21 protein-coding genes are annotated in these 19,834 nt (G+C 61.2%); 13 read left to right on the forward strand and 8 right to left on the reverse strand.

Annotated features, from left to right (window positions below):
* Positions 1-15: 15 nt before the first annotated feature.
* Positions 16-1,917 carry a propionyl-CoA synthetase gene (locus AC2CHD_RS16355; protein WP_484554523.1) on the reverse strand — a complete coding sequence of 634 codons (1,902 nt, stop codon included), beginning with the start codon at positions 1,915-1,917 and terminating at the stop codon, positions 16-18.
* A gap of 149 nt (positions 1,918-2,066) precedes the next feature.
* On the opposite strand from AC2CHD_RS16355, the gene AC2CHD_RS16360 reads away from it, so the two are divergent.
* Positions 2,067-2,228: a hypothetical protein gene (locus AC2CHD_RS16360; protein WP_223021996.1), complete on the forward strand. Its 162-nt coding sequence runs from the start codon at positions 2,067-2,069 to the stop codon at positions 2,226-2,228.
* Between the two features lie 82 nt (positions 2,229-2,310).
* Here the strand turns inward: AC2CHD_RS16360 and AC2CHD_RS16365 are convergent, their stop codons facing one another.
* The 5 genes from AC2CHD_RS16365 to tkt form a co-directional block, all read right to left on the reverse strand.
* Positions 2,311-3,333, reverse strand: coding sequence for a class I fructose-bisphosphate aldolase (locus AC2CHD_RS16365; RefSeq protein ID WP_484554524.1), 1,023 nt, complete (start codon positions 3,331-3,333; stop codon positions 2,311-2,313).
* A gap of 109 nt (positions 3,334-3,442) precedes the next feature.
* Complete coding sequence (locus AC2CHD_RS16370; protein ID WP_484554525.1) at positions 3,443-4,645, reverse strand: phosphoglycerate kinase; 1,203 nt, start codon at positions 4,643-4,645, stop codon at positions 3,443-3,445.
* Between the two features lie 165 nt (positions 4,646-4,810).
* Positions 4,811-6,601 carry a potassium/proton antiporter gene (locus tag AC2CHD_RS16375; RefSeq protein WP_229449612.1) on the reverse strand — a complete coding sequence of 597 codons (1,791 nt, stop codon included), beginning with the start codon at positions 6,599-6,601 and terminating at the stop codon, positions 4,811-4,813.
* Positions 6,602-6,740: 139 nt separating this feature from the next.
* Positions 6,741-7,748: a type I glyceraldehyde-3-phosphate dehydrogenase gene (gene gap / locus AC2CHD_RS16380; RefSeq protein ID WP_484554526.1), complete on the reverse strand. Its 1,008-nt coding sequence runs from the start codon at positions 7,746-7,748 to the stop codon at positions 6,741-6,743.
* Positions 7,749-7,884: 136 nt separating this feature from the next.
* The gene (gene tkt, locus AC2CHD_RS16385; RefSeq protein WP_484554527.1) at positions 7,885-9,879 is read right to left on the reverse strand and encodes a transketolase; all 1,995 of its coding nucleotides are present in this window, start codon (positions 9,877-9,879) and stop codon (positions 7,885-7,887) included.
* Between the two features lie 444 nt (positions 9,880-10,323).
* Here tkt and AC2CHD_RS16390 point away from each other — a divergent pair, with 444 nt between their 5' ends.
* The 10 genes from AC2CHD_RS16390 to leuC all read left to right on the forward strand — a co-directional run bounded on the left by AC2CHD_RS16390 (position 10,324) and on the right by leuC (position 17,488).
* Positions 10,324-10,596, forward strand: coding sequence for a DUF4164 domain-containing protein (locus AC2CHD_RS16390; protein WP_229449615.1), 273 nt, complete (start codon positions 10,324-10,326; stop codon positions 10,594-10,596).
* Positions 10,597-10,604: 8 nt separating this feature from the next.
* The gene (locus tag AC2CHD_RS16395; protein WP_484554528.1) at positions 10,605-10,967 is read left to right on the forward strand and encodes a cell division protein ZapA; all 363 of its coding nucleotides are present in this window, start codon (positions 10,605-10,607) and stop codon (positions 10,965-10,967) included.
* A 50-nt stretch (positions 10,968-11,017) separates the two neighbouring features.
* Entirely contained in the window at positions 11,018-11,587 is a 570-nt protein-coding gene (gene rimM, locus AC2CHD_RS16400; RefSeq protein ID WP_484554529.1) for a ribosome maturation factor RimM, read from the forward strand.
* Positions 11,584-12,285 (forward strand): tRNA (guanosine(37)-N1)-methyltransferase TrmD, encoded by a 702-nt coding sequence (trmD, locus tag AC2CHD_RS16405; RefSeq protein ID WP_484554530.1) that lies wholly within the window; start codon positions 11,584-11,586, stop codon positions 12,283-12,285. The genes rimM and trmD overlap by 4 nt, the downstream gene beginning before the upstream one ends.
* A complete protein-coding gene (locus AC2CHD_RS16410) occupies positions 12,282-12,635 on the forward strand; it encodes a DUF4260 domain-containing protein (protein ID WP_484554531.1) in 354 nt (117 codons plus the stop codon). Before trmD ends, AC2CHD_RS16410 begins: the two co-directional genes overlap by 4 nt.
* A 211-nt stretch (positions 12,636-12,846) precedes the next feature.
* Entirely contained in the window at positions 12,847-13,371 is a 525-nt protein-coding gene (rplS, locus tag AC2CHD_RS16415; RefSeq protein ID WP_065817109.1) for a 50S ribosomal protein L19, read from the forward strand.
* A 172-nt stretch (positions 13,372-13,543) separates the two neighbouring features.
* Complete coding sequence (locus AC2CHD_RS16420) at positions 13,544-14,353, forward strand: transporter substrate-binding domain-containing protein (protein ID WP_484554532.1); 810 nt, start codon at positions 13,544-13,546, stop codon at positions 14,351-14,353.
* A 68-nt stretch (positions 14,354-14,421) separates the two neighbouring features.
* Entirely contained in the window at positions 14,422-15,237 is an 816-nt protein-coding gene (locus tag AC2CHD_RS16425) for an amino acid ABC transporter permease (protein WP_484554533.1), read from the forward strand.
* A 45-nt stretch (positions 15,238-15,282) separates the two neighbouring features.
* The gene (locus AC2CHD_RS16430) at positions 15,283-15,804 is read left to right on the forward strand and encodes an MgtC/SapB family protein (RefSeq protein WP_229449621.1); all 522 of its coding nucleotides are present in this window, start codon (positions 15,283-15,285) and stop codon (positions 15,802-15,804) included.
* Positions 15,805-16,069: 265 nt separating this feature from the next.
* On the forward strand, positions 16,070-17,488 hold the full coding sequence (leuC, locus tag AC2CHD_RS16435; protein ID WP_484554534.1) for a 3-isopropylmalate dehydratase large subunit: 1,419 nt from the start codon (positions 16,070-16,072) through the stop codon (positions 17,486-17,488).
* An 18-nt stretch (positions 17,489-17,506) separates the two neighbouring features.
* Here the strand turns inward: leuC and AC2CHD_RS16440 are convergent, their stop codons facing one another.
* Complete coding sequence (locus tag AC2CHD_RS16440; protein WP_229449623.1) at positions 17,507-18,100, reverse strand: hypothetical protein; 594 nt, start codon at positions 18,098-18,100, stop codon at positions 17,507-17,509.
* Positions 18,101-18,182: 82 nt separating this feature from the next.
* Here AC2CHD_RS16440 and AC2CHD_RS16445 point away from each other — a divergent pair, with 82 nt between their 5' ends.
* Together AC2CHD_RS16445 and AC2CHD_RS16450 are read left to right on the forward strand one after the other, a co-directional pair.
* Positions 18,183-18,728: a DUF2975 domain-containing protein gene (locus AC2CHD_RS16445; RefSeq protein WP_229449624.1), complete on the forward strand. Its 546-nt coding sequence runs from the start codon at positions 18,183-18,185 to the stop codon at positions 18,726-18,728.
* Between the two features lie 5 nt (positions 18,729-18,733).
* Positions 18,734-18,952 (forward strand): helix-turn-helix domain-containing protein, encoded by a 219-nt coding sequence (locus AC2CHD_RS16450; RefSeq protein ID WP_229449625.1) that lies wholly within the window; start codon positions 18,734-18,736, stop codon positions 18,950-18,952.
* Between the two features lie 52 nt (positions 18,953-19,004).
* On the opposite strand, the gene AC2CHD_RS16455 is transcribed toward AC2CHD_RS16450, so the two are convergent.
* On the reverse strand, positions 19,005-19,832 hold the full coding sequence (locus AC2CHD_RS16455) for a COG3904 family protein (RefSeq protein WP_484554535.1): 828 nt from the start codon (positions 19,830-19,832) through the stop codon (positions 19,005-19,007).
* Positions 19,833-19,834 lie beyond the last annotated feature (2 nt).

A 19,834-nucleotide genomic window follows, 5' to 3' on the forward strand; every position in this document is an offset into this window, starting at 1 on the left:
CCCGACAACGCTCAATCAGGAATCCGACTTGCCCAGCGCTTCGCTGATTTCGTCCAGTATGGAAGGGTCATCGATGGTGGCAGGCATTGTCCATTCCCGGTGATCGGCGATCTTCTGCATGGTGGCGCGCAGGATCTTGCCCGACCGCGTCTTGGGCAGCCGCTTCACTGACACCACTTTCTTGAAGGCTGCGACAGGTCCGATCCGCTCGCGCACCATGGCGATCAGTTCCTGCTCCACGGAGCCCATATCGGTCTGTGCCTTTCCGTGCAGCACCACGAAGCCGCAGGGCACCTGTCCCTTGAGCGGATCGGCAATGCCGATCACCGCACACTCGGCGACAGCCGGATGCTCCGCTACCACCTCCTCCATGCCGCCGGTGGAAAGCCGATGGCCCGCCACATTGATGATGTCGTCCGTGCGCGCCATGATGAAGAGATAGCCATCCTCGTCCAGCATGCCGGCATCTGCCGTCTTGTAGTAGCCGGGGAACTCGGAGAGATAGGCGTCGCGGAAGCGTTTGTCGTCGTTCCATAATGTCGGTAGCGCGCCTGGCGGCAGGGGGAGTTTCACCACCACATTGCCCAGCGTACCCGCCGGCACTGGATCGCCTGCATCGTCCAGAACCTGAACATCGTATCCCGGCATTGGCACGCCGGGCGAGCCATATTTAACCGGGAGCATCCCAAGTCCGACGGGGTCCTGGCTGATCGGCGCCCCGGTTTCCGTTTGCCACCAATGGTCGATCACGGGAACGCCCAATGTCCTCTCCGCCCATTTCACCGTGTCGGGATCGGCTCTCTCGCCCGCCAGGAACAGCGTGCGAAAGCCGGTGAGGTCGTGTGGGGCCAGCAATTCCGCGTCAGGGTCGGCCGTGCGGATCGCGCGAAACGCGGTCGGCGCGGTGAAGAGAGCGGCCACATTGTGCTCCGCGATCACCCGCCAGAACACCCCGGCGTCGGGCGTACCGACCGGCTTTCCTTCGAAAAGCACCGTGGTGCAGCCGTGAAGTAACGGCGCATAGACGATGTAGGAATGGCCCACCACCCAGCCCACATCAGAGGCCGCCCAGAATGTCTCGCCGGGTTCTATGCCGAACTCGTTGAACATCGACCATTTCAGCCGCACCATATGGCCGCCATTGTCGCGCACCACGCCCTTTGGCCGTCCCGTCGTGCCCGACGTGTAGAGGATATAGAGCGGGTCGGTTGCGAGCACCGGTTCGCAGTCCACCGCGCGGCCTGCCGAGCGCGCTGCGTCCACAAGCGCCGCGTAATCATGGTCGCGGCCTTCCGTCAGGTCGCAGCGCTGTTCCTCCCGCTGCAGGATCAGGCAGGCCTCCGGCTTCGCGGCACAGAGGCGGATCGCCTCGTCGAGCAGCGGCTTGTAGGCCACCACGCGGCCGGGCTCCAGCCCACAGGAGGCCGATATGATTGCCTTTGGCGCCGCGTCGTCGATGCGTGCGGCCAGTTCGCGGGCGGCGAATCCGCCGAACACCACCGAATGCACCGCGCCGATGCGCGCGCAGGCCAGCATGGCGAACACCGCCTCCGGCACCATGGGCATGTAGATGACCACGCGATCGCCCTTGCCGACACCGAAATCCTTCAAGACGGCTGCCAGCGCCGATACCTCGTCTTTCAGCTCGCCATAGGTGAAGCTTTTCTTCCGGCCGCTGATGGGGCTGTCGTGGACGAGGGCGGGCTGATCCTTGCGCCCGCCCTCTACATGCCGGTCCACCGCATTGAAACACGTGTTGCAGGTCGCGCCGGGAAACCAGCGTCCATAGACACCCGCCTTTGCGTCGAACACCTTTTCCCAGGGACTGAACCAGTCAATCTCGGCAGCGGCTTTCGCCCAGAATCCTTCGGGATCCTGCTGCCAGCCCGAATAGACCTCGTGATAGCGCGACGTCATCCCGCCTCCTCCCTGCGGTTTGAGCCTCTTTCCAAAGAGGTTAGCGGATCGGGAGGCTGCGCGTAAATCAGACTTGCGGCGAAGGCGTGCTTTTGACAGCCGCCCGCTGGATAGGCACAACAGGGTCTGACTTCGCGAATCGGGCCTTCATGACCAAGATCCTGCTTCTTCTCATTCTGGCGATGATGGTGGTGCACATCATCAAGCCGCTTGGCCTTCCAGGCCTGAGGCGTCGCGCCGATTTCTGGAAGCTGGCCCTGATCGCGCTGGCTGCGGTCTCGCTCACCATCCTTCTGCGTGGAGGAGAGTAGAGCTTCTCGCTCGCTGCAAAGAAAATGGCCCGCCAAGTTTCGTTGACGGGCCGCGATATGCGTTCTCTATGTGCCTGACTGATCAGGCAGCCTCGAGGTCCTGCTTCCACTGGCCGGTGGCGGCGAGACTGTTCATCTTCGCGCGGTGCGCGAAGGCTTTCTGCGCTGCTGCCACGTTTTCCTTCTTGCCGGCCCAGGTCTTGAGCGCGGCAGCCTGCAGCGCGCGACCGTAAGAGAAGGTTAGCGCCCACGGCATGTCGAAGCCGGCATTCATGAGCGAGAGATGCGCGGTTGCTTCCTCGTCCGACTGGCCACCGGACAGGAAGGCGATGCCGGGCACCGCGGCCGGCACGGTCGATTTCAGGCAGCGCACGGTCTTCTCCGCCACTTCCTCGCGGCTTGCCTTGCGGGCGTTCTTGCCGTCGATCACCATGTTCGGCTTCAAGACCATGCCCTCAAGCGAAACACGCGCATCGTAGAGCTCGGCAAAGACGGTTTTCAGAACCCACTCGGTGACCTCGTAGCAGCGGTCGATGGAGTGATCGCCCGGCTTGCCGTCCATCAGAACTTCGGGCTCCACGATCGGCACAATGCCTGCTTCCTGGCAAAGTGCCGCATAGCGGGCAAGGGCCTGTGCGTTCTGCTTCACGGCCCCCCAGCTTGGCAGATCTTTCGAAATCGAGATCACACCGCGCCATTTGGCAAAGCGCGCGCCAAGACCGTAATATTCCGCAAGACGTTCGCGCAGGCCGTCGAGACCTTCAGTGATGGTCTCGCCGTCGAAACCGGCCAGCGGCTTCGCGCCGCCATCGACCTTGATTCCCGGAACGGCGCCGGAGGCCTTGATGACATCCACCAGCGGTGTGCCGTCGGCGGCCTTCTGGCGGATCGTTTCATCGTAGAGGATAACGCCGGAGATGCAGTCCTTCATCGCCGCCTCGGCGCGGAACATCATCTCGCGGTAGTCGCGGCGGTTCTCTTCCGTCGATTCCAGGCCGATCGTGTCAAAGCGCTTCTTGATGGTGCCGGAGCTTTCATCCGCCGCCAGAATCCCCTGACCGGGGGTCACCATGGCGGATGCAATATCCTCAAGCCGTTCGCTCATTTCAGGTCTCCTGTCTGTTCATGACCGGGCGATAGCAGATGCCGATGACAAACGGAATGCGCCCTCAAGACCCCTAATCGATTGAAATGACAGACTATTCACATTTTGCTTAACGGGACTTCGAAAGTGCCTCCACACCGGGCAATTTCTTGCCTTCCATCCATTCCAGAAACGCGCCGCCTGCAGTGGACACGTAGGAGAATTCTTCGGCCACGCCGGCATGGTTCAGCGCCGCCACTGTGTCGCCGCCTCCGGCCACCGAAACGAGCAACCCTTCCGAGGTGCGGTGTGCCGCGTGTTTTGCCGCAGCAACGGTTGCCGCATCGAATGGTTCGATCTCGAAGGCGCCCAGCGGGCCGTTCCACACCACCGTGTCGGCGCGGTCGAGCCATTCGTTCACCTTCTCGATGCTCTTGGGGCCCACATCGAGAATCATGGCGTCTGACGGAACGCTTTCGATCGCAACCGTTTCGTTGTCCGCACCCGCCTTGAACTCGCGCGCGACCACGCCATCCACGGGGAGGACAAGCGCGCAGCCCGATTCTGCCGCTTCGATCATGATCTGCTTTGCCGTTTGCGCCAGATCGTGTTCGCACAAAGATTTGCCCACTTCCGTGCCGCGCGCGGAGAGGAACGTGTTGGCCATGCCGCCCCCGATCACCAGTGCGTCGACCTTCTTCACAAGGTTCATGAGGAGATCGATCTTGGTGGAAACCTTCGCTCCGCCGACAATCGCCAGCACCGGCCTTGCGGGATCGCCCAACCCCTTTTCCAGGGCTTCCAGTTCTGCCTGCATCGTGCGGCCTGCGTAGGCAGGAAGGAGATGTGCGATGCCCTCAGTGGAGGCGTGGGCACGGTGTGCAGCGGAAAATGCATCGTTCACATAGATGTCGCCGTTTTCGGCCAGCGCCTTTGCAAAATCCGGATCGTTCTTCTCTTCGCCTTCATGGAAGCGCGTGTTTTCGAGAAGCAGAATGTCTCCTCCTGCCATCTCGTTGATGGCGTCTTCAGCAGCATTGCCGATGCAGTCCCTGGCGAAATGGACCCGATGGTCGAGCACGCTTTCCACCGCATAGGCGATGGGCTCCAGTGAGGCTGCCGGATCAGGCTTGCCCTTTGGCCGGCCGAAATGCGCCATCAGGATCACCTTCGCGCCCTTGCCGGACAGCTCCTGAAGGGTCGGCGCAATGCGCTCAATGCGGGTTGTGTCGCTCACCTTGCCCTCTTTTACGGGCACGTTCAGGTCAACCCGCACGAGTACACGCTTGCCTGCGATATCGTTGAGATCGTCGAGGGTCTTGAAATCGGGCATGGCGCGTTGAAGTCTCCTGTAAGGGGTTGCTCGGGGTGGAGAAACCGTACGCCCGGAACCGCAGGTTGAAGGATGATGTGAATTCGTCGGGGACCATACAACGCCTTGCGGTTGGTGCAAGATGGAGGATGGGGATTCTAAGCCGACATCGACTATGGTTTCTGGCTATGGTTTCTGGAAAATGCGCCGCACGAGGTCGCGGGGGCTGAGCAGGAGCGGCAATCGGGTTTCCGGCGTCTGAGGTTCGACGGAAAGTCCCACCGAGCTGATCCGCCCGTTTTCGTCCACATCGCGCACGATCAGTTCGATCTCGCCCAGTGTCGTCCGGTCGCCATATTCGGCGCGGCCGCCCAGCCGTTCGCGTATCAGCTCGGCAATGGTTTTCTTCTGGTCTTCTTCGCTCAGACCGGTCGCATAAGCCGCCTCAATATCGGATGCTGGCCGCTCTGGGTCGACGGCAAAAGCGCCAAAAAACTCGGCGTCCTCGGGATCCATCTCCACGGGGCTGGCAAACAGCCGGTCGAGGAGACGGGGATAGCGATCAGGCACGAAGATATAAACGTGATCGCCGGCGGCCAGCCGCCCGGCATATTGATAGGTCATGGAGCGCCCGTCGCGCACCACGAGGGAAGGTTTCGCCCAGCGTGGAATCCGTTGGCCACGTTCCACGGGGCTTCCCGCCACAACGCGATAGGCAAGAAGCTCGTGGCGGGCCGAGCCTGGCAGTTCGAGCTCTACCTTGTTCAGCGGGCCCATCCGCGGTGGCAGTGTCAGCCCCAGCCGGCGCGCCAGCGGTCCCACCGTCCAGCCTTGCACGATCAGCGAAACCAGCACGATGATAAAGACGATGTTGAACAGGGGTCTGCCATTTGGCAATTCGTCGATCAATGGCGTGATCGCAAGCAGGATGGACACGGCGCCGCGCAGGCCCACCCATGATATGAAGGCGCTTTCCGCCGGGGAAAACCGGAACGGCATCAGGCACAGGGTCACCGCTATCGGCCGGGCGATGAAAATCAGGAAAAGGCCGATGAAGAGCGCAGGCAGCACGATCTCGGCAAATTGCGACGGCGTCGCAAACAGGCCGAGCACAAGAAACATGATGATCTGCGCGAGCCAGGTCACGCCGTCCTGAAAGCGTTTGAGCATGGCGGTCGAGCGGAGCTTGGCATTACCCGCAATCAGCCCGGCCACATACACGGCAAGAAAGCCCGAGCCGCCAACGGCACCAGCCAGCGCGAAGACGAGCAGGGACAGAGCCAGAACGAAGATCGGCAGCAGCCCCTGCTCGAGCCGGAGCCGGACGACCAGTCGCACGATGCTCCAGCCACCGAGAAGGCCGGCGATGAGGCCGATGCCCATTTGCTGCAAAAAACCGAGCGCCACGTCGGCCGCAAGTTCTCCCGCCTTGATGGCCTCGCCACCTGCGATGAGGCCGACGAGAGAAAGCGTGAGAAAGATTGCAATCGGATCGTTCGATCCGGATTCGACTTCCAGAGTGGAGCGCACGCGCTCGCGCACGGAGATGTTCCCCACTCGAAGCAGGAAAAATACAGCCGCTGCGTCTGTGGATGCCACGGTGGCGCCGAGCAGCAGGGATTCAAGCCAGCCGAAGCCGGTCACGTAGTAGGCTGCGACACCCACCAGGCCTGCCGTAAGCAGAACACCGATTGTTGCGAGAATGATTGCCGGCGCCGCAGCTTGGCGAAACGCAGCTATGGGCGTGCCGAAGCCTGAATCAAACAGGATCACTGCCAGCGCCAGCGAGCCGATGAAATACGCTATGGCTGCATTGTCGAAATCGAGTCCCAGACCGTCCGTTCCTGCAGCCAGTCCGATACCGAGGAAGATGAGAAGCAGCGGGGCGCCGAAACGGAAGGCGATCAGGCTGGAAAACGCTGCGAACAGCACGAGGGTCGTGCCCACCAGCGTTATAACGTAAATGCCCTGATCCATTCGCTTCTCTTCATCCCGCCTGCCGCAAGTTGCTGTTCTTTTTTCATAAAAGGTGCGGCGGAAGTGAGATGCAAGAGCCGGGCCAAAAGAAAAACGCCCGGCGCGGTGGCCGGGCGTTCTGAATGGCTTGAAAACCGTATCAGATGGTCTTGCCGAAGGCGACAGCCGTGTCGGCCATGCGGTTCGAGAAGCCCCATTCATTGTCATACCAGGACATGACGCGAACCAGATCGCCTTCGATCACCTTGGTCTGGTCGAGCGCGAAGGTGGAGGAGGCAGGGTTGTGGTTTAGGTCGATGGAGACGAGCGGTTCATTGGTGTAGGCGAGGATGCCCTTCAGGCTGCCATCGGCGGCAGCGACGAGCGCCTGGTTGACCTCTTCTACAGTGACCTTCTTCTTCGGAACGAACTTGAAGTCGATGACCGAAACATTGGGAGTCGGAACGCGGATGGAAACGCCGTCCAGCTTGCCGTTAAGCTCCGGCAGGACAAGGCCGACAGCCTTGGCGGCGCCCGTCGAGGTCGGGATCATGGACATCGCAGCGGCGCGGGCGCGATAGAGATCCTTGTGCATCGTGTCGAGCGTGGGCTGGTCGCCCGTATAGGCGTGAACCGTGGTCATGAAGCCCTTTTCGATGCCGAAGGCGTCGTTCAGGACCTTGGCCACCGGCGCCAGGCAGTTGGTGGTGCAGGAGGCATTGGAGACCACGCGGTGCTCGCTGGAGAGCTTGTCGTGGTTGACGCCATAAACAACCGTCAGGTCGGCGCCGGAAGCCGGAGCCGAAACCAGAACGCGCTTTGCGCCGGCATCGAGATGCAGCGATGCCTTTTCCTTGGCGGTGAAGATGCCCGTACATTCCATCACGATGTCGACACCCAGCTCACCCCAGGGCAGCTTGGACGGGTCGCGCTCTGCGAACACCTTGAAGGAATCGGAGCCGATGTTGATCGTGTCGCCGTCGACCTTCACCTCGGAGGGGAAGCGGCCATGCACGCTGTCATAGCGCAGGAGGTGGGCGTTGGTCTCGACGGGGCCGAGATCGTTGATCGCGACGATGTCGATATCCTTGCGGCCCGATTCATAGATCGCGCGTACGACATTGCGGCCGATGCGGCCAAATCCGTTGATGGCAACTTTGACGGTCATGAACTTCCTCCGGAGAGTGGGTGGCCGTGCGCAAGCACGGAAAGAGACGCCGTTTCATAGCGGCGTCAGCGTCAAGAATCCAGATGGCGGGGCGGCCATTCGTCCGCCCCAAACCAAAACAAGCCCGCTAGCGGCTTCAACCAAGCTCTGTCAGCCGCTTCTGGGCGGCATTTGCAGCAGCTTCGGCCGTGATGCCGAAATGCTTGTAGAGTTCCGGAGCGGGCGCACTGGCGCCGAACCCTGTCATACCGATGAAGATACCATCGGACCCGATAATTGCATCCCAGCCCTGTCGGATACCGGCTTCAATTGCCACCTTTACGGGGGCGTTGCCGATCACCGCTTTTCGGTAATCGTCGCTTTGCTGTTCGAACAATTCAAAGCACGGCACGGAAACGACGCGGGCCGGGTGGCCGGCGGCATCGAGAAGGGCCTTGGCATTCATCGCCACTTCCACTTCCGAGCCGGTGGCGAAGAGCGTCACCTTGGCTTCGTCTTCGGAACCGGCAAGTTCATAGGCGCCGCGCGCGCAGAGATTGTCGGTTTCGTGGCTGGTGCGCACCGGCGCAAGATTCTGACGCGAGAGGGCGAGCGTGGAGGGTGCCTTACGGCTCTCTATCGCCACCTGCCAGCATTCTGCTGTCTCGATTGCATCTGCCGGGCGGAACACGAGGTGGTTCGGGATTGCGCGCAGCGCTGCCAGATGTTCCACCGGTTGGTGGGTCGGGCCGTCTTCGCCAAGACCGATGGAGTCATGCGTCATCACGAAGATGGAACGGATCTGCATCAGCGAGGCGAGGCGCATCGCCGGGCGGGCGTAATCCGAGAAGGTCAGGAAGGTGCCGCCGTAGGGGATGATGCCGCCATGCAGCGTCATGCCGTTCATGGCTGCGGCCATGCCGTGTTCGCGGATGCCATAGTGGACATAGCGGCCGGAGAAGTCTTCGGCACTGATGGGGCCGGTCTGGCTGGTCTTGGTGTTGTTGGAACCAGTCAGATCCGCAGAGCCGCCGATGGTTTCGGGAAGAACGGCGTTGATGGCCTCAAGCGCCATTTCCGAAGCCTTGCGGCTCGCTACCTTTGGCGGTTCGGCTGCGAGCTTTTCCTTGTATTCGAGCATGGCGGCCGAGAAGGTTTCCGGCAGGTCGCCGCGCATGCGGCGCTCGAATTCGCCCCGCGTTTCCGCGTCGGCAGCCGCAAGGCGATCTTCCCAGGCCTTGCGCTCCTTGGCCGAGTGCAGACCGGCAAGGCGCCAGTCGTCAAGAATGTCCGAAGGAACGACGAAAGGCTCGGCATCCCAGCCCAGCGCCTTGCGCGCGCCGGCGATTTCTTCCGCACCGAGCGGGGAGCCGTGCACCTTTGCAGTGCCGGATTTGGTCGGCGCGCCGAAGCCGATGGTGGTGCGGCAGGCAATCAGGGTTGGTTTGTCCGCCTTCTTTGCGGCTTCAATGGCGCCGGCGATCGCATCCGGGTCATGGCCGTCGATGCGCATCGTGTTCCAGCCCGAAGCCTCGAAGCGCTCGCACTGATCGGTGGAGTCTGTCAGTGAGGTGGAGCCGTCGATGGAGATCTGATTGTCGTCGAACAGGACGATCAGCTTGTTGAGTTTCAGATGTCCGGCAAGCGTCAGCGCTTCCTGGCTGATGCCTTCCATCAGGCAGCCGTCGCCGGCCAGAACATAGGTGTAGTGGTCGACCAGATCGTCGCCGAAGCGCGCATTCAGAATGCGCTCGGCAATCGCCATGCCGACGGAGTTTGCAAGGCCCTGGCCCAGCGGTCCGGTCGTTGTCTCGATGCCAGCCGCATGGCCAAATTCCGGATGGCCGGCCGTGCGCGAGCCGAGTTGGCGGAAGTTCTTGATCTCGTCGATCGTGATATCTTCATAGCCCAACAGGTACAGCAGCGAATAAAGCAGCATCGAGCCATGGCCGGCGGACAGGACAAACCGGTCGCGGTCGGCCCAATCCGGGTTTTTGGGATCGTGCTTCATGAAGCGGGTGAAAAGCACCGTGGCAATGTCTGCTGCCCCCATCGGCAGGCCGGGGTGGCCCGAATTGGCCTTCTCCACCGCGTCCATCGAAAGGAAGCGGATCGCATTGGCCATCCGGTCGTGTTTGTCGCGTGAGATCATGATTGCTCGCTGGTCCGCTTTCGGCAGTTGTCGGGCAGACTGCACAGGCAGTGCCGGCCCTTTTGAAAAAGCAGGCGACACATAGCAGTTGCGGCCTTGAAGTCAACAAAGGGACGGTTTGCGGGCGTTTTGTTGCCCCTGGGGAAGGGGAATTTTGTATCAACCTTGTTACAGCATTTTGGGGGATTAGCCGTCGTGTTTTGTTGACGGAACCTTCACACGGCGCCTAATCTTTTCGGCGTAACTGGTTAGTAAGGCCAGCGATTCGCAGCCGAGGCTTCGTAAAAGCTGTCGTGCATTTGTCTGCCGGCACAGGTCCGGGTGCGTCACTGGGCGGATGAGAGTAAGCAAGATTGCCTGTGTCAAAACATTTGCGGAGACCGCATGCCTTGGCCGCATGGGTGGCTGGCTTGTCCCGGGAATGTTCGACGGGGGGTGGCGGCCATGAGTGGTGAAAGCACGCTCAAGGAGGCGATCGAGCGCCTGAGCAAGGCGTTGTCTTCGCTGGAGGATGCAGTCGATGCGCGCATGGAGCGGGATCGCGCCGTCGCCGATTCCGATGCCGAACTGCAGCGTATGAATGCGGACCGCGCGCGTCTCGCTCAGGAGATCGACAAATCCGAGGCACGCGCCAAGCGTCTCGAAGAGGTAAACCGCGAAGTCTCGCGGCGTTTGGTCACGGCCATGGAGACCATCCGTGCCGTGCTGGATCGGTAGGGCGGGCGATGGCACAGGTTACAGTCACGATCGACGGCAAGTCCTATCGCATGGCATGCGATGAGGGGCAGGAAGAGCACCTTGTCAATCTGGCGCAGCGCTTCGACCGATACATCACGCACCTGAAAGATTCCTTCGGTGAGATCGGAGACCACCGATTGTCAGTCATGGCCGGGATCATGGTGATGGACGAGCTTTCGGAGTTGCAGAAGCGGATGCGCACCATGGAGGGAGAGGTCGCGACGCTTCGCAAGACCCGTGACGAAGCGCTCAACCAGTCCGGCAAGAACGATGCGGCCGTGACCGGCGCGCTCAACGATCTCGCCACGCGCATGGAAAGTCTCGCTGGAAAGCTTGCCGGAAAGCCGTAAAACGGCGCATAAGCCTGTTTTTCCAAACGGCGTCATGGCAAATCAGGCAAATGAGCAAACAGAAGACAAGCGATAGCCGCATTCAGCTCGGTGTAGTCGGCGCCCCGCAGGGCTTGCGTGGAGAGGTGCGCGTCAAGGCGTTTACCGCCGACCCTCTGGCTATCGGAGATTATGGTCCGCTGACCACGGCGGATGGGCGCACACTGACCGTTCTAAATGTGAGGCCGGCAAAGAACGTGGTCGTGGCGCGCTTTGCAGAGATTGGCGACCGCACCTCCGCCGAGGCGCTGAACGGAACGGCGCTGTATGTCGAGCGCGAAGCGTTGCCGGATGATCTTGAGGAAGAGGAATTCTATCACGCCGACCTGATCGGGCTCGCGGTTGTCGATGACGCGGGAGAGCAGGTCGGGAAGGTGCGAGCGATGCACAATTTCGGGGGCGGTGACATTCTCGAGGTTCTGCTGGCTGAAGGTGGCTCGGCGATGGTTCCATTCACCCGCGCGGCTGTGCCTCATGTCCGCCTTTCCAAGGGCGAGGTCGAGATCGACCGTGTCGCGGCTGGCCTGGTAGAGGATGAAGATCCCGAGATTATGCGCGAGGGCGAGGGAGAGAGCCTGTGAGTTTCCGCGCGACGATCCTCACGCTTTATCCGGAAATGTTTCCAGGCCCGCTTGATGTTTCGCTGGCGGGAAAGGCGCGTGAGGCGGGGAAGTGGTCCCTGGAGACGGTCCAGATCCGTGACTTCGCCACAACGAAACACCGCAATGTCGATGATACGCCTGCCGGTGGGGGCGCGGGTATGGTCATGCGGGCCGACGTGCTCGCCCGCGCGATCGACCATGCCGCCCCCGTTGATGACCCGCGTCCGCGCCTCTTGATGAGCCCGCGCGGGCGGCCGCTCGATCAGCAGCGTGTGCGTGAGCTGGCAGCCGGGCCAGGTGCGGTCATCCTTTGCGGGCGTTTCGAAGGTGTCGATCAGCGTGTGATCGAGGCGCGCGCTCTGGAAGAGGTTTCTGTAGGTGATTATGTGCTTTCCGGCGGTGAACCGGCGGCCCTCGTGCTTCTCGATGCGGTGATCCGTCTTCTGCCCGGCGTGATGGGCAACGATGCCTCGGGCGAGGAGGAGAGCTTTGAAGGCGGGCTTCTGGAACATCCGCAATACACCCGCCCCCAGCTTTTCGAAGAAAGGCCCATTCCCGACATTCTCCTGTCGGGCAATCATGCGAAGATTGCCGCATGGCGACGGGCCGAGGCGGAAAAGCTGACGCGCGAGCGCCGGCCGGATCTCTGGTCGGTCTACAAGGACAGAGAAGAGTGAAACGGTTTCTGCAGGTTGAAAACGCGTTTCTGGCGCTTGTCGTGATGGTGCTCTACGGGGCCTCGGGTGGCGACTGGTGGCTGTTTGCGCTCCTGATCCTTGCGCCTGACCTGTCCATGCTCGGCTATCTCGCAGGGCCGCGCATCGGCGCCTGGTGTTATAATACCGTCCATAGCTGGATTGCGCCGGTAGTGCTCTATCTTATCGGTCTCTGGCTGGATGTGCCGCTGGTGCAGCAGCTTGCCCTCATTCTTGCCGCCCATATCGGCATAGACAGGGCGCTTGGCTACGGGCTGAAGCATGAAAGCGGGTTCAGGGACACGCATATGGGGCGGATCGGTTCAGACTGATTTCGGACGCCAGAATCGCTCTCTCATGTTGATTCCGGTTGGAATGTCGTGTATGTGCGCCGCACGTAAACGGCCAAGGCCGGTTTGGATCTAACCAAAGAACACGTGAATTCGCTCCTGTTCCTCCGCGTGGAGGGCACTCTTCAGGCGGTCTTGAACTGCCCTTGGGATGAGCGCTCTGACGGTTCGTGAAGAACAAGAGGACACAGAGATGGACATTATCCGTCAGCTCGAGGCCGAGCAGGCCGAGAAGATCGCTGCACAGCGTCAGCTTCCCGAATTCCAGCCCGGCGACACGGTTCGCGTTCTGGTGCGCATCACCGAAGGCACGCGCACCCGTGTGCAGGCCTATGAAGGCGTCTGCATTGCCCGTTCCGGTTCCGGCTTCCAGGAAAACTTCACCGTTCGCAAGATTTCCTATGGCGAAGGCGTCGAGCGCGTGTTCCCGGTCTACTCTCCGCTCGTCGAGGGCGTCGAGGTGGTCCGCCGCGGTAAGGTTCGCCGCGCGAAGCTCTACTACCTGCGCGATCGTCGCGGTAAGTCGGCCCGCATTACCGAGAACACCAGCGTGCGCGCACGCCGTCTGAACGACGCCGTGCGTCAGGCCGCTGCCGAAGAGAAGGCCCGCATCGAGGCCGAGAAGGTTGCCGCTGCCGAGGCGCTCGCCGCCGAGAAGGCCGCTGAAGAGGCTGCCAAGGCGCAGGAAGCTGCCGCAGCCGAGAACAACGCCGAATAGTCAGATTCGGCATCGAAACTCTTCGAAAGGCGCGCTTCGGTGCGCCTTTTTGCATTTGATGGCTCCGCTGCCGCGGTTTTGAAGCCGTCTTGGCTCTTTTACTCGAAAACGCTCTGCTTTAAGGAGAACCAATCACCCGGCCGAGCATCGGTCCGCCACAGGGAGATTGGTCATGACGTTGCGTACGTCCTTTCTGGCTGCGTCCTTCGCAGCCACTGCTTTCATGTTCTCAGGATTGTCCACCGCTGCTGCAGAAGACCTGCCCGATCTTCAGGGCCGTGAAGTGGTCGTGGTAACGGAAAACGCCTACCCGCCGCTCCAGTTCATCGACCCCACCTCGGGTGAGCAGGTCGGCTGGGAATATGATGCGGTGAACGAGATCGCGAAGCGGCTCAACGCCAGGGTGACCTATCAGAACACGAGCTGGGATGCGATGATCCAGTCTGTCGCCGACGGCCAGTACGACATGGGCATGACCGGCATCACCATCCGCGACGACCGCAAGGAAAAGGTGGATTTCTCCGATCCCTATATGCGTTCGGAGATGTTCATGCTCGTGCGCAGCGACGAGACGAACTTCACCGATGCGGAAAGCTTCGCCGCCTATGAGGATGGTCTGATGGGCGCGCAGCCCGGCACCTCGCCCTTCTACACCGCCGTTTATGAGGTGCTCGACGGCGACGAAGCCAATCCGCGCATCAAGCTGTTCGAGACTTTCGGTGCTTCCGTGCAGGCGCTGCGTGCGGGCGATGTGGACGTGGTTTTGACCGACAGCACGGGTGGCCAGGGCTATGTGGACGCGTCGAATGGTGCGCTGAAACTTCTCGGCGAGCCGCTCGGCTCGGAAGATTTCGGCTTTATCTTCGCCAAGGGGTCCGATCTTGTCGCGCCTTTCAATGCGGCCATCGCTTCGATGAAGGCGGATGGCACGCTGGACGCGCTCAACAAGAAATGGTTCCTCGAATACAAGATGGGTGAATAGGGCGTGGCTGATCCGCGCTTTGCCGGGTGTTCCGGTTGCTCATCCCTGCGTGACTGAAGCCGATGGCGGTGTCCGGTTCCAGACCCGTCGCCAAGCGGGATTTTCCCTGGTGGCTCGTTGCCGCCGGGATCATCGCTGCCGGCGTTGCCCTCCTTATCGCCACAAGCGATCTCTACACGCAGGTCTTCACGATCGTCTCAAGGGGCATCGGCATCACCGTCTTCGTTACGGTGGTGGGTTTCGCGCTTGCCACAGCGCTTGGGCTTGGCATCGCGCTGATGAGCCTTTCCGGGTCTCTCGCGCTTCGGCAGATCGCGCGATTCTATGTCGAGATCATTCGCGGCGTGCCGGTTCTTGTCCTTCTTTTCTGGATCGCGTTTGCCGGTGTGCCTCTCGTGGTCACCGGATGGAATGCGGTGACCGCCTCATTGCAGGAAGCTGGCCTTCTGGGGGAACTCAAGGTGCGGGACATCTCGCTCCTGTGGCGAGCGATCATCGCGCTTACCATCGGCTATTCCGCCTTCATCGCCGAAGTCTTCCGCGCCGGCATCCAGTCGGTCGACGAAGGTCAGGTGGAAGCAGCCAAGGCGCTCGGGCTTTCGCGCTTTCAGCGCTTCCGGCTTGTCATCCTTCCTCAGGCGATCCGCACCATCCTGCCGCCTCTTGGCAATGACTTTGTGGCCATGGTCAAGGACTCTTCGCTTGTCTCGGTGCTCGGCGTTGCCGACATCACCCAGATGGGCAAGATCTACGCCTCTGGCTCGTTCCGGTTTTTCGAGACCTATTCCATCGTTGCCTATATCTATCTCATTCTGACTGTTGGCCTCTCGCTGGCACTCCGTGCGCTGGAACAGCGCATGCGTCGGAGCCAGGCGCAGCCTTGAAACCGCCTGCTGGGAACCTTGGCGCTTCAGGCGCATTCCTTTTGCATGGATGCTCTGGTCGCGGAATTCACGCCTCAAACCACGTTGCCCTGGCAGGTCATCGTCGCACGGCTCGCAATTGCGGTCGTGCTTGGCGGCGTTCTGGGTTTCGAGCGCGAAATGGCCGACCGGCCTGCCGGCCTTCGGACACACATGCTTGTCTGTCTCGCCTCGGCCGTGTTCGCGATCATTGCACTCGAAATCGTGGCGATGCCCGTTTTCAGTGACGACCAGGTAAAGGCCGATCCGATCCGCCTCGTCGAGGCCATCACGGCGGGAGTTGCCTTTCTCGCGGCGGGTTTCATCATCTTCAAACGTGGCGAGATTCGTGGGCTGACCACGGGTGCCGGGATGTGGCTTGCCGCCGCCACTGGTTTGGCAGCCGGGCTGGGACTCTGGCTCATCGCGGGACTTGCATGTCTTCTCGGAGCGCTGGTTCTGGCGCTTATGCGTCGGCTCGAAACGCGCCTCGACCTTAAAGAGCCGAAGGCAAATGGCGAAGGCGGGACCAGCCCGCAGGACGGATAGATTGCCGATCCCATGAAAGGCTGGTATTAGCCCTCTCATGGAAGCACTTTTTGGAAACCCGGCCTATAAGGGCTTTGTTCTGCAGGACGTCAAGCGCCTGCCGAGCCGCTTTTTTGCGCGGGTTTCCGGCTCGCTTCTGAGCCGACTGCCTTAGGCGGACACGCCAACCGGCTCGCCATTCCCATCCAGTCAATCGATCGGGAATGCAACGAGACACAAGATTAGCCGGCCAGCCTTCCATTTCGCTCCGCTAGGGATGAATAAAATGACCAAAGCACGCACGCTCTACGACAAGATTTTCGACGACCATCTGGTCGATCAGCAGGATGACGGCACCTGCCTGCTCTATATCGACCGCCACCTGGTGCATGAAGTGACGAGCCCACAGGCCTTTGAAGGCCTGCGCATGGCCAGCCGCAATGTGCGCCATCCGGAAAAGACGCTCGCCGTGGTCGATCACAATGTGCCGACCTCGCCCGACCGCAAGTTCGGCATCAAGAATCCGGAAAGCCGCATTCAGGTCGAAGCTCTCGCGAAGAATGCAGCCGATTTCGGCATCGAGTATTATGACGCCAATGACGAGCGTCAGGGCATCGTGCACATTGTCGGTCCCGAACAGGGCTTCACCCTGCCGGGCATGACCATCGTTTGCGGCGACAGCCACACCTCCACCCATGGTGCCTTCGGCGCGCTGGCGCACGGCATCGGCACGTCCGAGGTCGAGCACGTGCTCGCCACCCAGACGCTGATCCAGCGCCGCGCGAAGAACATGCTGATCGAGGTGGATGGCAAGCTGCCGGAAGGTGTGACCGCGAAAGACATCATCCTCGCCATCATCGGCGAGATCGGCACGGCCGGCGGCACCGGCCACGTCATGGAGTATGCGGGTGAAGCGATTCGTGCGCTTTCCATGGAAGGCCGCATGACTGTCTGCAACATGTCGATCGAAGGTGGCGCCCGCGCCGGCCTCATCGCGCCGGACGAGACCACCTATGCCTATATAAAGGATCGCCCGCGCGCGCCGAAAGGCAAGGCATGGGACTTGGCGCTCGCCTACTGGGATTCCTTGCGCACCGACGAAGGGGCCGAGTTCGACCGTGTTGTCAAGCTCGACGCCGCCAATCTGCCGCCCATCGTCACCTGGGGTTCCTCGCCTGAGGATGTGGTTTCTGTCACCGGTGTCGTGCCGAACCCGGATGAGATTACGGAGGAGACCAAGCGCCTCTCCAAGAAGCGCGCGCTCGAATATATGGGTCTCACTCCGGGGACGAAGATCACCGACATTGCCGTTGATCGTGTCTTCATCGGCTCCTGCACCAATGGCCGCATCGAGGATCTGCGCGAAGCTGCGAAGATTGCCGAGGGCCAGAAGGTCAAGGACGGTCTGAACGCCATGATCGTGCCGGGCTCCGGTCTCGTGAAGGCGCAGGCCGAGGCTGAAGGGCTGGACAAGATCTTCAAGGCTGCCGGTTTCGACTGGCGTGAGCCGGGTTGTTCCATGTGCCTTGCGATGAACGACGACCGCCTGAAGCCAGGCGAGCGCTGCGCCTCCACCTCGAACCGCAATTTCGAGGGGCGTCAGGGCTTCAAGGGCCGCACCCACCTGGTTTCACCGGCAATGGCTGCCGCTGCTGCAATTGCCGGGCATTTCGTGGATATTCGGGAGTGGCCGCGGCAGGGCTAAGCCCCGCCGCTTCCACGCTCACTTACAGTCAGGGATGGCTGTGAAAGGTACGCCGGCCTGCCGGAAAACATCCGACAGTTTCATCGTGCCGGTCAAAGGGACCAGCGGGGCGTCTGCGTCGGCGCGCAGAAAGCCCTGCAGGGTCGCGACGGCAGGATCCAGTGGGCCTGTCTTGCAGCCTCCCGTTACAGACACGCTGATCGACCCTTTCCCGCCGGTGGCGGCCGCTTCTCTCGCTTCCCGCGCCTTTCTCAGCGCGTCCTTGAATCGGCTGCGGTCGGTTGGCGCAATCATCGCCAGTTCGTAATGACCCGTGGTCTCGGACGCGTTCGAACTTTTCACGTCCTGTTGGACCTTGGCGATGTCGAGAATGAAGGTTTCATCGATCGCCCATTCCCTGCGCTCGCTGGGAAGCTGCATCACCAGCACGGCATCGCCTTTCTGCAGACGCAAATTCCCATTGATCTTGACGGCGATCCCGAGCGTGGCCGGATCGGCGCTCAATGGATCAAAATTCTCTGCTCTGGCGGGGCCTGCCGCCAGGCTCAAGGTAAAAGCTGCCAGCGCACAGAGGGGGAGGGCGGTGCGGCCGATGGATTTTGGGGGAAACATGGAGATAGTCCTTTTGAAAAAGGTTGAAACAGGATAATTAATTATCGTAATACATTAATTAATGCAAGCAAGAGGTGATTTGATGCATGACGTAGCCGAATTGCGCCGTCTTGGGCGCCTGATGCAGCACATTGTCCTTGGTGTTGGCCTTCTGATCGCTCTTGCGGTTTGCTGGCTGGTGCTGACCTCGATCGGAGAGCAGGTTCGTTTCGAAGGTCTCGTTCGAAACGGGCTCTCCCTTTCCGGTCCGCTGACCTTTACGCCCGCGGCCGTGGGTGCCACGGTCGTGTTGATGGCCGTCCAATTCGGGTTGCTCGCGGCGGCGCTTTATTGTGTCTGGCGGATGTTTGGTGCTTTTGCAGCAGAGGAGCCGCTGTCGGTTGAATCTGCCCATTGGCTGCGCCGCGCCAGCCTTGCATTCGTGGCCGTGGCGGGAGGAAGCATCGTGTTGCAGACATTGATGATCCTGGTTCTGACCCTCGGCAATCCACCTGGTCAGAAGGCCTTGTCGATCGGGTTTGGAAGTTCCGAGCTTCTAGCTCTTCTCATCGCCTGCGTCATGTACATGGCGGGGCGGCTGATGGCGGTGGCGGCAGAGGTGCGTGCTGAACAGCGCGACTTTGTGTGATCGCCATGCCTATAATCGTCAATCTCGATGTGATGCTTGCACGCCGTAAGATGCGTTCCAAGGAACTGGCCGAGCAGATCGGCATCACCGAACAGAATGTTTCATTGCTCAAATCCGGCAAGGTGCGCGGTGTCCGCTTCGAGACGCTCGAAAGGATATGCCGTGTGCTTGATTGTCAGCCCGGCGACATTCTTGAGTACCAGCCGGACGTGGAGGAGGGCTGACAGGGCCCTTGCTGCGTCGGCTACCGGCCAATCTGTCACGGCACATGCCTGCCTAGTTCAGCGCCAGCGACCGGGTATCTGTGACAAGCCGATACGCTCTCATCTGCTCCGGAGAGAGCACGTAAAGCGAGCGTGGCGGGGTGTCGAGCGCATGCAGCCAAAGGGCGGGGTCGACACCCATTTCATCCAGATGGCGGGAAATCCTTGCAGTCACAAGCTGGGCGTCTGAAAGGGCCTGCCGAGGATCGGCAAGGCTGCCAGGGCTGTGGAACTGATGAACGGCGATGGTGGCGTCGCGGCTCACATGGCGCTTTGTGCCGCCGGCCAGTATCAGCGGGCATGAGGAGGCGCAGGTCGCATCTGCCCTGACGCTTGTCGACAAGCCGTGCTGGCGAATCAACCGCGCCATGGCCATGGCGTCGTTAAGCGCACCTCCGGGAGAATCGAGCGTGATGGTGGTGATTGGGGCTGCCGGTGCGTTCAGCACATCACGCAGGCGGCTGGCACTCCCCGGCTGGATCACGCCCTGGAGCGAGAGCACGCCGTTTCTACCGATTGTGAAAGTGAGGCTGGAAGCTGAAGAAGAAACCGGCGTCCGGGGCGGGGCGACATCCTCAGCGGGGCTTTGCCACAGAGGATGTCTGTTTTCGGCGCCAACAACAAGCTGCACGCGCTGCGCTGCATAATCCAATGCCATGCGCAAGCTTGCCTGCAGGCCTCCCTGCCGATCGGTCAGCTCTCGCAGTTCCATCCCGAGCACGACCGCGGCGCCAAGCGCTGCGCCCACCACGGCGGCACGCAGCACAGACCCGTCAAGGGGCGCAAGTGCCCGTCTTTTGGGGAACGTCCGATCGACGGATGCTGCAAGATGATTGGTCATGA

The sequence above is a fragment of the Nitratireductor sp. ATLC21 genome (genome assembly GCF_057196525.1).

What these genes read in the sequence shown, in the direction of transcription:
- AC2CHD_RS16355 (WP_484554523.1), bottom strand. Translation starts at nt 1,917, where the DNA reads ATGACGTCGCGCTATCACGAGGTCTATTCGGGCTGGCAGCAGGATCCC.
- AC2CHD_RS16360 (WP_223021996.1), top strand. Translation starts at nt 2,067, where the DNA reads ATGACCAAGATCCTGCTTCTTCTCATTCTGGCGATGATGGTGGTGCAC.
- AC2CHD_RS16365 (WP_484554524.1), bottom strand. Translation starts at nt 3,333, where the DNA reads ATGAGCGAACGGCTTGAGGATATTGCATCCGCCATGGTGACCCCCGGT.
- AC2CHD_RS16370 (WP_484554525.1), bottom strand. Translation starts at nt 4,645, where the DNA reads ATGCCCGATTTCAAGACCCTCGACGATCTCAACGATATCGCAGGCAAG.
- AC2CHD_RS16375 (WP_229449612.1), bottom strand. Translation starts at nt 6,601, where the DNA reads ATGGATCAGGGCATTTACGTTATAACGCTGGTGGGCACGACCCTCGTG.
- gap (WP_484554526.1), bottom strand. Translation starts at nt 7,748, where the DNA reads ATGACCGTCAAAGTTGCCATCAACGGATTTGGCCGCATCGGCCGCAAT.
- tkt (WP_484554527.1), bottom strand. Translation starts at nt 9,879, where the DNA reads ATGATCTCACGCGACAAACACGACCGGATGGCCAATGCGATCCGCTTC.
- AC2CHD_RS16390 (WP_229449615.1), top strand. Translation starts at nt 10,324, where the DNA reads ATGAGTGGTGAAAGCACGCTCAAGGAGGCGATCGAGCGCCTGAGCAAG.
- AC2CHD_RS16395 (WP_484554528.1), top strand. Translation starts at nt 10,605, where the DNA reads ATGGCACAGGTTACAGTCACGATCGACGGCAAGTCCTATCGCATGGCA.
- rimM (WP_484554529.1), top strand. Translation starts at nt 11,018, where the DNA reads ATGAGCAAACAGAAGACAAGCGATAGCCGCATTCAGCTCGGTGTAGTC.
- rplS (WP_065817109.1), top strand. Translation starts at nt 12,847, where the DNA reads ATGGACATTATCCGTCAGCTCGAGGCCGAGCAGGCCGAGAAGATCGCT.
- AC2CHD_RS16420 (WP_484554532.1), top strand. Translation starts at nt 13,544, where the DNA reads ATGACGTTGCGTACGTCCTTTCTGGCTGCGTCCTTCGCAGCCACTGCT.
- AC2CHD_RS16430 (WP_229449621.1), top strand. Translation starts at nt 15,283, where the DNA reads ATGGATGCTCTGGTCGCGGAATTCACGCCTCAAACCACGTTGCCCTGG.
- leuC (WP_484554534.1), top strand. Translation starts at nt 16,070, where the DNA reads ATGACCAAAGCACGCACGCTCTACGACAAGATTTTCGACGACCATCTG.
- AC2CHD_RS16440 (WP_229449623.1), bottom strand. Translation starts at nt 18,100, where the DNA reads ATGTTTCCCCCAAAATCCATCGGCCGCACCGCCCTCCCCCTCTGTGCG.
- AC2CHD_RS16445 (WP_229449624.1), top strand. Translation starts at nt 18,183, where the DNA reads ATGCATGACGTAGCCGAATTGCGCCGTCTTGGGCGCCTGATGCAGCAC.
- AC2CHD_RS16450 (WP_229449625.1), top strand. Translation starts at nt 18,734, where the DNA reads ATGCCTATAATCGTCAATCTCGATGTGATGCTTGCACGCCGTAAGATG.
- AC2CHD_RS16455 (WP_484554535.1), bottom strand. Translation starts at nt 19,832, where the DNA reads ATGACCAATCATCTTGCAGCATCCGTCGATCGGACGTTCCCCAAAAGA.